Annotated in this window: 8 protein-coding genes, 2 rRNA genes and 1 other RNA gene (1 of these 11 only partly in view); 4 read left to right on the forward strand and 7 right to left on the reverse strand. The window is 64.3% G+C overall.

Annotated elements, in window-relative coordinates:
• Window positions 1–2,689 (forward strand): 23S ribosomal RNA (locus ACVWZN_RS00020) (it extends 176 nt beyond the left edge of the window).
• A gap of 157 nt (window positions 2,690–2,846) precedes the next feature.
• Window positions 2,847–2,962, forward strand: a 5S ribosomal RNA gene (gene rrf / locus ACVWZN_RS00025).
• A 507-nt stretch (window positions 2,963–3,469) separates the two neighbouring features.
• Here rrf and rpiA read toward each other — a convergent pair.
• From rpiA to ACVWZN_RS00060, 7 genes are all read right to left on the reverse strand, one after another.
• Complete coding sequence (gene rpiA / locus ACVWZN_RS00030) at window positions 3,470–4,117, reverse strand: ribose-5-phosphate isomerase RpiA (RefSeq protein WP_456952118.1); 648 nt, start codon at window positions 4,115–4,117, stop codon at window positions 3,470–3,472.
• A 4-nt stretch (window positions 4,118–4,121) separates the two neighbouring features.
• A complete protein-coding gene (locus tag ACVWZN_RS00035; RefSeq protein WP_456952119.1) occupies window positions 4,122–4,592 on the reverse strand; it encodes an EVE domain-containing protein in 471 nt (156 codons plus the stop codon).
• Window positions 4,589–5,179: a 5-formyltetrahydrofolate cyclo-ligase gene (locus ACVWZN_RS00040; RefSeq protein WP_456952120.1), complete on the reverse strand. Its 591-nt coding sequence runs from the start codon at window positions 5,177–5,179 to the stop codon at window positions 4,589–4,591. The genes ACVWZN_RS00035 and ACVWZN_RS00040 overlap by 4 nt, the downstream gene beginning before the upstream one ends.
• Before the next feature lie 42 nt (window positions 5,180–5,221).
• Window positions 5,222–5,407: non-coding RNA, 6S RNA (gene ssrS, locus ACVWZN_RS00045), on the reverse strand.
• Between the two features lie 110 nt (window positions 5,408–5,517).
• Entirely contained in the window at window positions 5,518–5,823 is a 306-nt protein-coding gene (locus ACVWZN_RS00050) for a cell division protein ZapA (RefSeq protein WP_456952121.1), read from the reverse strand.
• Entirely contained in the window at window positions 5,820–6,044 is a 225-nt protein-coding gene (locus tag ACVWZN_RS00055; protein ID WP_051234900.1) for a TIGR02449 family protein, read from the reverse strand. Before ACVWZN_RS00055 ends, ACVWZN_RS00050 begins: the two co-directional genes overlap by 4 nt.
• Window positions 6,045–6,074: 30 nt before the next feature.
• A complete protein-coding gene (locus ACVWZN_RS00060) occupies window positions 6,075–10,574 on the reverse strand; it encodes an EAL domain-containing protein (protein ID WP_456952122.1) in 4,500 nt (1,499 codons plus the stop codon).
• Window positions 10,575–10,687: 113 nt separating this feature from the next.
• Between ACVWZN_RS00060 and ACVWZN_RS00065 the strand changes: the two genes are divergently transcribed.
• The gene (locus ACVWZN_RS00065) at window positions 10,688–11,236 is read left to right on the forward strand and encodes a UPF0149 family protein (protein WP_456952123.1); all 549 of its coding nucleotides are present in this window, start codon (window positions 10,688–10,690) and stop codon (window positions 11,234–11,236) included.
• A gap of 42 nt (window positions 11,237–11,278) precedes the next feature.
• Window positions 11,279–12,634 (forward strand): aminopeptidase P N-terminal domain-containing protein, encoded by a 1,356-nt coding sequence (locus ACVWZN_RS00070; protein WP_456952124.1) that lies wholly within the window; start codon window positions 11,279–11,281, stop codon window positions 12,632–12,634.

The raw sequence follows: 12,634 nt of genomic DNA on the forward strand, positions 1-12,634 counted from the left end.
ACCCGGAGAACTGAAATATCTAAGTACCCGGAGGAAAAGAAATCAACCGAGATTCCCTAAGTAGTGACGAGCGAACGGGGACCAGCCCTTAAGCTGGATTAGTTTTAGCAGAACAACCTGGAAAGGTTGGCCATAGACGGTGATAGCCCGGTACGCGAAAAGGCTTTTCCAGTGAAATCGAGTAAGGCGGGGCACGTGAAACCCTGTCTGAACATGGGGGGACCATCCTCCAAGGCTAAATACTACTGACCGACCGATAGTGAACCAGTACCGTGAGGGAAAGGCGAAAAGAACCCTGGTGAAGGGAGTGAAATAGATCCTGAAACCGTGTGCGTACAAGCAGTCGGAGCCCGCAAGGGTGACGGCGTACCTTTTGTATAATGGGTCAGCGACTTACTGTTCGTGGCGAGCTTAACCGTATAGGGGAGGCGAAGGGAAACCGAGTCTGATAAGGGCGCATAGTCGCGGGCAGTAGACCCGAAACCGGGTGATCTAGTCATGCCCAGGGTGAAGGTCGGGTAACACCGACTGGAGGCCCGAACCCACTCCCGTTGCAAAGGTAGGGGATGAGGTGTGATTAGGAGTGAAAAGCTAATCGAACCCGGAGATAGCTGGTTCTCCTCGAAAGCTATTTAGGTAGCGCCTCATATGTATCCTCTCGGGGGTAGAGCACTGTTATGGCTAGGGGGTCATTGCGACTTACCAAACCATTGCAAACTCCGAATACCGAGACGGACTGTATGGGAGACACACGGCGGGTGCTAACGTCCGTCGTGAAAAGGGAAACAACCCAGACCCACAGCTAAGGTCCCAAATTCATCGCTAAGTGGAAAACGATGTGGAAAGGCACAGACAGCCAGGAGGTTGGCTTAGAAGCAGCCACCCTTTAAAGAAAGCGTAATAGCTCACTGGTCGAGTCGGTCTGCGCGGAAGATTTAACGGGGCTAAGCGATGAACCGAAGCTTGGGGTGCATACTTCTGTATGCGCGGTAGAGGAGCGTTCCGTAAGCCGTTGAAGGTGACTTGAGAAGGTTGCTGGAGGTATCGGAAGTGCGAATGCTGACATGAGTAACGATAATGCGGGTGAAAACCCCGCACGCCGAAAGCCCAAGGTTTCCTTGCGCAACGTCAATCGGCGCAGGGTGAGTCGGCCCCTAAGGCGAGGCTGAAAAGCGTAGTCGATGGGAAGCTGGTTAATATTCCAGCACCTCGCGTAAGTGCGATGGAGGGACGGAGAAGGTTAGGCAGGCCCGGCGTTGGTTGTCCGGGTGAGAGAGTTGAGGCGGTTCCCTTTGGCAAATCCGGGGGAGCAACGTTGAGACTAAGGACGAGCCCATTAGGGCGAAGCTGCCGATATCACGCTTCCAGGAAAAGCTCCTAAGCTTCAGCTTACGCAGACCGTACCGTAAACCGACACAGGTGGGCAGGATGAGAATTCTAAGGCGCTTGAGAGAACTCGGGTGAAGGAACTAGGCAAAATAGCACCGTAACTTCGGGAGAAGGTGCGCCCTTTTTGGTTAATAGCTGAGAAGGGCCGCAGTGACCAGGCCGCTGCGACTGTTTATCAAAAACACAGCACTCTGCAAACACGAAAGTGGACGTATAGGGTGTGACGCCTGCCCGGTGCTGGAAGGTTAAGTGATGGGGTTAGCCGCAAGGCGAAGCTCTTGATCGAAGCCCCAGTAAACGGCGGCCGTAACTATAACGGTCCTAAGGTAGCGAAATTCCTTGTCGGGTAAGTTCCGACCTGCACGAATGGCGTAACGACAGCGGCGCTGTCTCCACCCGAGACTCAGTGAAATTGAAATCGCTGTGAAGATGCAGCGTTCCCGCGGCAAGACGGAAAGACCCCGTGAACCTTTACTATAGCTTTACACTGAACGTTGAGTTCGTCTGTGTAGGATAGGTGGGAGGCTATGAAACCGAGGCGCTAGCTTCGGTGGAGCCATCCTTGAAATACCACCCTGATGTGCTTGACGTTCTAACCTGGCGCCGTTATCCGGCGCGGGGACCGTGTATGGTGGGTAGTTTGACTGGGGCGGTCTCCTCCCAAAGAGTAACGGAGGAGCACGAAGGTACGCTCAGCGCGGTCGGACATCGCGCACTGTGTGCAAAGGCATAAGCGTGCTTGACTGCAAGATCGACGGATCAAGCAGGTACGAAAGTAGGTCTTAGTGATCCGGTGGTTCTGTATGGAAGGGCCATCGCTCAACGGATAAAAGGTACTCCGGGGATAACAGGCTGATACCGCCCAAGAGTTCATATCGACGGCGGTGTTTGGCACCTCGATGTCGGCTCATCACATCCTGGGGCTGTAGTCGGTCCCAAGGGTATGGCTGTTCGCCATTTAAAGTGGTACGCGAGCTGGGTTCAGAACGTCGTGAGACAGTTCGGTCCCTATCTGTCGTGGGCGTTGGAGATTTGAGAGGGGCTGCTCCTAGTACGAGAGGACCGGAGTGGACGAACCTCTGGTGTTCCGGTTGTCACGCCAGTGGCACTGCCGGGTAGCTATGTTCGGAAGCGATAACCGCTGAAAGCATCTAAGCGGGAAGCGCGCCTCAAGATGAGATCTCCCGGGAGCTTGACTCCCCTAAAGGAACGTTGAAGACTACGACGTTGATAGGCAGGGTGTGTAAGCGCAGCAATGCGTTGAGCTAACCTGTACTAATGATCCGTGCGGCTTGACCATATAACCTCAAGACGCTTTGGGTTAACCAAAGCACCTTACCCTCGTGACACGTCACGACATTCACTGCTCGCTACATCCAACTTATTCCGCTCAGATCGCAAGGTCTGTCCGGTAACCGTCGAGAGCGTGGCGCCGAAAGGCGACCCTCCACCCTCTCCCTGGTGACCATAGCGGTGTGGAACCACCCGATCCCATCCCGAACTCGGAAGTGAAACGCACCCGCGCCGATGGTAGTGTGGCATTTGCCCATGCGAGAGTAGGTCATCGCCAGGGTCTTTATCCCGCAAACCCCCGCCTGTACATACAGGCGGGGGTTTGTCTTTGCGCGGGCGGAAATGTTGAACGGCTACCTCGGCAAAAGTAATGTTGAGCGGCAGGCTTAGGTAATGCGTACGGGTTCCGATGTCGTCCTGAGCCTGTGACGCGCCGCGGTAGCTGGCGACGCCGCATCTAATATCCCAAGGCGGCTTAGCTAACTGTTCTCGGTTCAGCCACTTGGTCGTGCATTGTGCTCGACCGCGCGTCGAGCTATCGGCGGCACCGATGTCTTACCGGGCGGCAACTACGCTTCGGAACAGACCCCAGCGCAGCCGTACCGAGGCTCATGAAGCTGCTGGCTCAAAGCCCGAGCCAATGGCGCGGTCGGCGGAAAGCACCGCTGCCGGCATGCTGTGGACCATGGTTACGCAACGAACATTGCCAAGCGCGCGCGATTTTGACGAGACGTCGCCTAGCGCGGGTCCGGCGCTCCGGGCGGCCAGGCCGAGTCGATCAGAGCTGTCAGAGAACGCGCGGCGTCTCGCCGCCGACGATGACAATGTCCGCGGCCCGACGTGCGAACAGGCCAACGCTGACGACGCCGGGCGTCTGGTTCAGCGCCGTCTCCATCGCGACGGGGTCGCTGATGCGAAGGCCGTGCACGTCGAGGATCCAATTGCCGTTGTCCGTGGTCACGCCCTCGCGCCAGACCGGCTGGCCGCCGGTGGTCGCGACGATCGCGCGTGCCACGAGGCTGCGTGCCATCGGGATGACTTCGACGGGCAACGGGAAACGGCCGAGGACGTCGACCTGCTTGCTCGGGTCCACGATGCAGACGAATCGGCCGCTCGCCTGGGCGATGATTTTTTCGCGCGTTAGCGCTGCGCCACCGCCCTTGATCAACCGTTTGGACGGGTCGCACTCGTCGGCGCCGTCGACATAGAGCGCGAGTGGGCCGGTCGCGTTGAGATCCAGCACTTCGATGCCGTGGGATCGCAGGCGTTGGGTGCTTTGGTCGGAGCTCGAAACCGCGCCACGGATGCGGTCGGGCTCACGGCCCAGCGCATCGATGAAGTAAGCGACGGTCGAGCCGGTGCCGACGCCGACGATCATGCCGTTCTCGACGTAGTCCATCGCCTTTTCGGCGGCCAGGCGTTTCGCTTCGGTCACGGGCTTACTCGAGGGAAAGAAGAAGTTTCCACTGCGCGGCGGAGACCGGCAGGACGGACAGGCGGCTGCCGCGGCGAATCAGCTCGAATTCCTCGCCGAGTTCTTCGGCGTGCAAGCGAATTTCGTCGAGCGGAATGATGCGCGAAAGCTTGCGCTCGAAGCTCACGTCGACGTTGAACCAGCGCGGTTCTTCCTGCGTGGCCTTCGGATCGAAGTAATGCGATTTGCGCTCGAACTGCGTCGGGTCGGGGTACGCGTTCGTCGCGACCGTCGCGACACCGACGATGCCCGGGGGGCTGCAATTCGAGTGATAAAACAGCACGCCATCGCCAACGCGCATGCCGTTGCGCATGAAGTTGCGTGCCTGGTAATTGCGCACGCCCGTCCACGGTTCGGTGCCGACACGCTGGAGATCGTCGATCGAAAAAGCGTCGGGCTCGGACTTCATGAGCCAGTGTCGGCGGCGGGTCGTCATTCGTGCGCCATGTAGGTATCGGATTCGGTGCAGACCGCATCGAGTGGGACGTCCCATTCGGCGGGTGTGAGCGCGTCGACGCGCTGGAGCTCGTAGGCAACGCCGACCAGCAGCGGACGCGCCGCACGTTCGCGCAGGCCTGTGAGGCTGCGGTCGTACCAGCCGCCACCCATGCCGACGCGATTGCATGCGGTATCGAACGCGACCAGCGGCATCGCGATCAACGCGAGGTCGGCGGGTTCTAGCAGCGACGATGCCGCAACGTCGGGCTCCGGAATACCGAAGCGATTGGAGACGAGTGCATCGCCACTGCACCATGGTGCGAAGCGCAGCCGTGAATCGTCGCCGAGCACGGGCAGGCAGTAGATGCAGTCGGCCGGCAGACCGAGCTGCCACACATGCAAAGGCATTTCGCCATCGACCGCCCAGTAGCCCGCGACGTAACCCGACGACGGATGAGCAGGCAGCGCGCGCAATCGCGCAGCGACCTGCTGGGCCGCAGCGATGCGATGAGCGGGAGAGAGTGCCGCGCGGCGTGAGCGGATGTCGCGCCGGAGACGACGCAGATCGTCGGTGGCGACGGTCATCGCGCGGCGCCCAGGAGGGCGCGACGCGACGAGCGGAAAAGAGTGTCCTCCACCATGCCGATGCGTGCGAAACGACCTTGAACCCTGGGTTCAAGTGGGAACGCTCGGTCACCTTCGGGCTTCCCGCTCGCGGGCGGGCATGCACTCCGGATGACGGTCACGTTCCCAGTGTCGTTTTTAAGGGCCAAGGCGAATGTTTGCACACGCCGTCGCACACAGCAGAGGACGTGCGAGAAGTATACCGCCCGATGTCGTGTGCAACCGGTCATTCGTCGTACCGACTCGGGTGTAATTCAGTCGCGTCGTGAAACGCGGGCGCGGCGCGGGATGACCGTCGCTCAACCGGCCGGAAGATCGAGCAGATCGTCGAGGCGACGGTTCAGCATGCCGAGCGAATGCGCGATATCGCGCTCGCTGTGCGTGTCCTGCTTCACCTGCAGCAGCTCGTGCGCGATGTTCAATGCCGCGAGCACCGCGATGCGATCGACGGCCGCCATCTTGTTACTGCCACGGACTTCGCGCATCTGCTTGTCCAGCAATTTCGCCGCCGCGAGCAGGCCTTCGCGCTGTTCTGGTGTGCAGCCCACGGTGTACTCGCGATCGAGCACGCGGATGTTGACCGGCTCTGTCGGATTCGCGGTCATGTGTGCTGCTCGAGCGAGCGCAGGCGCGCGATCATCGCTTCGACGCGCACGCGTGCCTGTTCGTTCTTCGCAAGCAGCGACGCGCGTTCTGCGACGAGTTCGTTCTGCTGATGTCGCAGACTTCGGTTCTCGTCCTGCAATCGACGAAGACGATCGCCGAGTTCGTCGATGCGCCGGGCCAGCCGGTGGATCAGCTCGAGCGTCTGGGGCCTGTCATCCATGCCGCCACGATAGCAGCGCGACCGGCCGAATCAAGGCGCGGGCGGCACGCCGTCTTCCCAGCGCCATTCGCGCATGAAGCGCTCGCAGTCGTCGGGCAGCAGCGGACGCGCGAGCCAGTAGCCCTGGATCTCGTCGCAGCCGTGGCGGCGCAGGAATTCGAGCTGGCCGTCCGTCTCGACGCCCTCCGCGACGACATTAAGGCCCAGCGAATGGCCCATCGCGATGACCGCACTGGTGATCGCTTCGTCGTCCGGGTCGCGGGTGAGATCGCCGATGAATTCGCGGTCGATCTTGAGCGCGTTGATCGGCAGGCGCTTGAGGTAAGCGAACGACGAGTAGCCGGTACCGAAATCGTCGATCGACATATGCACGCCGAGGTCGCGGATCGCCTGCAGGGCCGACCACGTTTCCTCGGCCATGATCACGCTCTCTGTGAGCTCGAGTTCCAGGCGGTCCGGCGGCAGGCCGGTGTCGGTAAGCAGGCGTTCGATGACGCCGGCGAGATGTCCGCGTCGCAACTGCAATGCAGAGACATTGACCGCCATCGCGATGTCGAGACCGCCTTCGCGCCAGGCCTGCAGTTGCTCGCAGGCATTGCGCAGCGCCCATTCGCCGATCTCGAGGATCAGGCCCGACTCCTCGGCGAGCGGAATGAACTGCGCGGGCGATACCGCGCCGAATTCCGACGAGTTCCAGCGCAGCAATGCTTCGACGCCGACGATGCGCTGTTGCGACAACGACAGCCGTGGCTGGTAGACGAGATGCAGTTCCTCGCGATCGATCACCTTGCGTAGCGCCGCGGACAACGTGGCGCGACGCCGGATGTCCATGTCCATCGCGCCGCTGTAGCGCATGTAGGTGCGACGCCCGAGCGCCTTCGCCTGGTACATCGCGGTGTCGGCGTGCTTCAGCAGATCCGACGGCGTGTCCGAATCGTCCGGATACAGCGCCACACCGATCGACGGCGAGATGATGACGTCCCGCAGGTCGCCTGCGTCGAGCGGTGCTTCGAAGGCGGCAAGCAGTTGTCGTGCGACGGTTTCGGCTTCCTCGGCGTCCTCGACGTGTTCCATCACCACGGTGAACTCGTCGCCGCCGAGTCGCGCCACCACATGCCGGCCGCCGAGTGCATGACGCAAACGCCCCGCGGTGGCGCGAAGAATCGCGTCGCCCGCCGCGTGGCCGAGCGAATCGTTGATGTCCTTGAATCGGTCGAGATCAAGGAACAGCACCGCGATGCGCGTTTCCTGGCGCTTCGCGCGCGCGATCGCACGTGACAGGCGTTCCAGTAGCAATGCGCGATTCGGCAGGCCGGTCAGCGTGTCGTAGTTGGCGAGGTAGCGAAGTTCCTGCTCGGCGCGCTTCTGGTCGGTGATGTCCGACAACACTGCAACCCAGTGACCGCGCTGGCCCGCGTTGTCGAGCACCACGCTCGCCTGCAGCCAGCAGAGGAATTCGCTGCCGTCCTTGCGACGCTGCCACAGCTCGCCCGACCACCGGCCTTCGCGCTGCAATTCATCGCGCATCTGCCGGTAGACGATCTCGTCGTGCTGGCGGCTGTCGATGAGGCTGGTTTTCTGTCCCGCGAGTTCGGCTTCGGTGTAGCCCGTCATGCGGGTAAACGCGGGGTTGACCGAAATGAAGTTGAAGTCGTCGTCGAACACCGCGACGGCTTCGGCCATGCTGCGCAACACTTCGCTGGCGACGCGGCGATCGCGTTCGGCGCGGCGTGTGGAGGTGATGTCGCGTGCGGTGCCGGCGATGCGCAGCGCGCGTCCCGTATCGTCGCGCTCGACCACGCGGCCGCGTGCACGCACCCAAACCCACTCGCCGTTCTCGCCGATCACGCGGTGCTGCGATTCGAACACGGGCAACTCGCCGCGGAGGTGTCGACGCAACTGGCCGAGCACGCGTTCGGCATCGTCCGGATGGATGCGATGCGCCTGTTCCTCGATGGTGTCGACCCCGATGTCCGCTTCGCCGACGTCGCCCACGCGGGCCTGCGTGCGATGCATCAGTTCGCGTTCGAGGTCGTAATCCCAGAACTGTTCGCCGGAGGCCCACAACGCGAGCTTGAGGCGCTCCTCGCGTTCGCGGAGATCGGCGAGGTGCACGCTTTCGCGGCGACGACGCTGCACCCACTGCCACGCGGCGAACACGAGCGGAGCGAGCAGGAGGAACGATGCGAACGCGATGACCAGCGGGTGCCGCCACAGCGGACGCGCGACGTCGAGCGGCAGCGTGAGTTCGCCCGGCGACCAGCGTCCATTGCGATCAGTCGCCTGCGCGCGGAACGTGTAATGGCCCGGCGGCAGATGCGTGTAGGTGATCTCTCGCTGCGTGCCGTTGTCGATCCAGTCGGCGTCGAAACCGTCCATGCGGTAGCGGTAGCGCGGACGCGTCGACGGTGCGAAGTCGAGCGCGCCGATGCGCAGGCGCACAATGTCCTCGCCGGCGCCGATGTGCAGCGACGTCGGCGGCCATAGCGCGCCTTCGGCGCTTTCGCGATTGCCGACGCGTACCGACAGCAGGCGCAGCGGCGCGGCGTAGGCCGGTGCGTCGGGACGGCGTGGGTCGACCAGGTTGATGCCGCGCACGCCACCGAATGCGAGGCGGCCGTCGGCGAGCGTGCCGGACGCGCCGCCGTTGAACTCCAAGTCCTGCAGGCCTTCGCCGAGGCCGAATAGTCGCGCATCGCCGCGGTCGGGACGGAAGCGCAGCAGGCCGGCGTCCGTACCCGCCCACAGCGTGCCGGCGGGCGCCTCGCGCAGCGAGAAGATGGTGACGGTGCGCCGGTCGGGCAGGGCGGTGTCGAGCGGCCGACGGAACAGCAGGCCGTTCGCGACATCGGGCACGGCTTGGCTGAGGCCCGCATGCGTGCCGACCCAGATGCGTCCCGCGGCGTCCTCGTACAACGCGCGCACGACGTTGCTCGGCAGGGAATCCTCGCGATCGGGGTCGTGACGGTAATGACGGATCGTGCCGTCAGATGCGCGCACGTCGAGACCGTCGCCGGTGCCGAACCACACGCGGCCTGCGTGGTCGACCAGCAGCGCATGCACGTTCGGATGCGAGAGCTGCGTGCCGGGCGCAAGGTGATCGATCGTCGCGTGGACGGGGTAGTAGCGATAAGCGCCGTCGCCCGACGTTCCGATCCAGATCACGCCGTCGGCACCGCGATAGATCGAGCGTGCGACCAGCTGCACGCCGTTCGGCAGAGTGATGCGGCGGATGCTCCGGGTCGCGGGATCGAGATCCATCAGCCCATTGGCGGCCGCGAGCAGCAGATGGCCGTCGGGCTGGCGAAGGAAGGCGGCGACGCGTGTCGGCCCGCCCGGCAGGCGGTCGGTGATGTCCTGCGGCGTGCGTGTCGCGAAGTCGTAGCGGACCAAGCGGTCGCCGTCGGTGCTGTACCAGAGCGCGCCCGGCGTGCCGATCACCGAGCGCACGCTGTCGTCGGCCGCCGCGTTGGCGTCGTTGTGCGGCGTGGTGTCAGTGATGAAGGCGAACTCGGCACCGCGCGGATCGCCGACCGCCGCACCCCGGAACTGCCCGCCCAGCCACAGCAGCCCACTGCGGTCGACCAGCATCGTATTGACGCTGTTCTCCGGCAGCGTGCCCGCGACGGAGCGATCCTCGTTGAGTGCGAGCGACTCGCCGGTGGCGGGGTCGAAGCGGCGCAGGCCGTGCGGGTAGACGGAGAGCCAGAGGCGGCCGTCGGGCGTCTGCACCATCGCGCGAATCTGCGCGGGCTGGTTGTCGGCCGGCCAGACGTGAGTGCGGCCGGCCGCGGTCACGAGGTCGAGGCCGTTGTCGCCGCCGACCCAGATGCGACCGTCGCGGCCTTCCTGCGCGGCATAGGCGGGCTGCGCGCCGGCCACCGAGATGACCTGCGTGCCGTCGATGCGGAACAGCCCGGCGCCGGTCGCGTACCAGAGGTGCCCGGCGCGGTCGCGCACCAGTCGCTGGTTGGCGACGCCACCCGGGTTGCGGCGGGGTAGGTCCAGGACGCGTCGACGCGTCCCGGTCTTGGTGTCGAGCCGATCCAGACCGCTGACCGTGCCGATCCACAGCGCATCGCGATCCGCATGCAGCGCGAGCACCTGGCGGTCGTCGCGACGATCGGGCACCACGCCGAGGTAGCGCCGGATCTCGCCGGTACGCAGGTCGAGCCGCGCCACGTACTGCGAAAACGTGCCGACCCACAGTGCCGGCGACTCGTCGACCGCGAGCGCGGTGACGAAGCTGTCGGGCAGGCTCCTGGGGTCGCGCGGGTCGTGGCGGTAAACGCGATAGCGCTCGCCGTCGTAGCGATGCAGGCCGCCCTGCGTGCCGACCCAGACGAAGCCCAGCGGGTCCTGCGCGATCGCGCCGACGGAGTTCTGGGTCAGGCCACGGTCGCTGCCGATCGGTTCGAAATAGAACTCGCGCGTCGCCGCGGTAGCCGGCCCCTGCGGCACACCCAGCAGCGCGGCGATGAGCAGCGGAGCGAGGAAAGCCCGGAGCCGAACGGTGACAGGCGTGCGCACGGCACTCGCGACCGGGAGGATGAGCCAGTGTAGGCGTCGCCAGCGCGCAGCCTCAACCGGCAAACGGGTCGGGGTTGTTACACTCGCGAACCCCGTCGCGCTTTCGTTCGCCCGTGTCCGAATCCGAACTGCCGTCCGTTGCCGACATCGATGCCGAATCCGTTCGCTACGGGCTCGCGACGTCGCCTTTTGAACTTCATGGTGCGCTCTGCGGCTGGCTCGCCGGTGGCGGCCAGAACGAACGCGCCTGGCTCGCGCCCGTCTTCGCCGACCCGCAGCTGCCGGCGCCTGGCGCGGGTTCGCCGCTGGATCGCCTCCGCGAAGCCACCGCCGCCCAGCTGGCCGATCGCAGCTTCGAGTTCGAACTGCTGCTGCCGGATTCCGACGCGCCGCTGATCGAGCGAAGCGGTGCGGTCTTCGACTGGTGCCGCGGCTTCGTCAGCGCGTTCGGGCTGGCTTCGGGCGCGAAAGCGCCGCTGTCCGACGAAAGCAGCGAAGCGCTCGCCGACCTCGCCAAGCTCGCCGCCGCCCAGCCGCAGGACGAGGGCGACGAAGAGGACGAGGAAGCGCTGGTCGAGATCGAGGAGTTCGTGCGGGTGGCCGCGCTGCTGCTGCATGGCGACTGCGTGCTCGCCCGCGAACATCGTCAGCGCCTGAACTGACCGCGTAGCCATCCGCGCCGCGCTGGACCTACCATCGGCGCGATGGCCAAACCGTCCACTCCCCGCACGACGACGCGAACGCCCGCGTCCCCGTTCGCCCGCCGCCGTCGCCAGCTGATGCGCATGGCGGGCGACGATGCGATCGTGATCGTGCCCGCCGCGGCTGAGCGCGTGCGCAGCCGCGACACCCATTTCCCGTACCGGCAGGACTCCGACCTGCTGTACCTCACGGGCTTTCCCGAGCCTGACGCGGTGCTCGCGCTGATTCCGGGCCGCAAGCACGGCGAGGCGATCCTGTTCTGCCGCGAGCGCGATCCGGAGCGCGAAGGCTGGGACGGCCCGCGTTTTGGCCCGGATGGTGCCGTCGATGCATTTGGTCTAGACGACGCGTATCCGGTCACCGATCTCGACGACATCCTGCCGGGCCTGCTCGAAGGCCGGTCGCGCGTCTACTACCACTTCGGTCGCGACGCCGAGTTCGATCTCAAGCTCATCGGCTGGCTCAACCGCGTGCGCGCGCAGGTGCGCAGCGGTGCACAACCGCCGCACGAGTTCCTCGAACTCGGCCATCTGCTCGACGAGCTGCGCCTGTTCAAGGACGCCGGCGAATTGAAGCTGATGCAGAAGGCCGCCGACGTCAGCGTCGCCGCGCACCAGGCCGCGATGCGCGCCGCGCGGCCCGGCATCACCGAGTACGAGTTGCAGGCGGAAGTCGAATACGTTTTTCGTCGCCATGCCGCCGTGCCCGCGTACAACAGCATCGTCGGCGCCGGCGCGAATGCCTGCGTGCTGCACTACAACGCGAACCGCGGCAGCGCGCGCGATGGCGACCTCGTACTGATCGACGCGGGCGCCGAAGTCGACGGTTACGCTGCCGACATCACTCGCACGTTTCCCGTCAGCGGACGCTTCACGCCCGCGCAGCGCGCACTGCACGACCTCGTGCGCGATGCACAGTCGGCCGCGCTTGCGAAGGCGATGCCGGGCGCACCTTGGGATGCGATCCACGAAGCGGCGGTCGCGACGCTCGCGGAAGGCCTGCTTCGACTCGGTCTGCTCAAAGGCAAGCTCGAGAAAGTTATCGCCGACGGCAGCTACAAGCGCTTCTATCGCCACAAGACGGGTCACTGGCTCGGCCTCGACGTGCATGACGTCGGCGACTATCGCGTCGATGGCCAGTCTCGCGTTCTCGAGCCGGGCATGGTGTTCACCATCGAGCCCGGTCTCTACGTCGACGCGGACGACGCGACGGTCGATGCGAAATGGCGCGGCATCGGCATCCGCATCGAAGACGACGTGTTGGTGACGAAATCCGCGCCGCGCGTGCTCACCGATGCACTCGCACGCTCGGCAGACGAGATCGAAGCCTTCATGGCCGACGCGCGCAAGGTCGGCTGA

It is taken from the genome of Lysobacter sp. HA35, assembly GCF_054061195.1.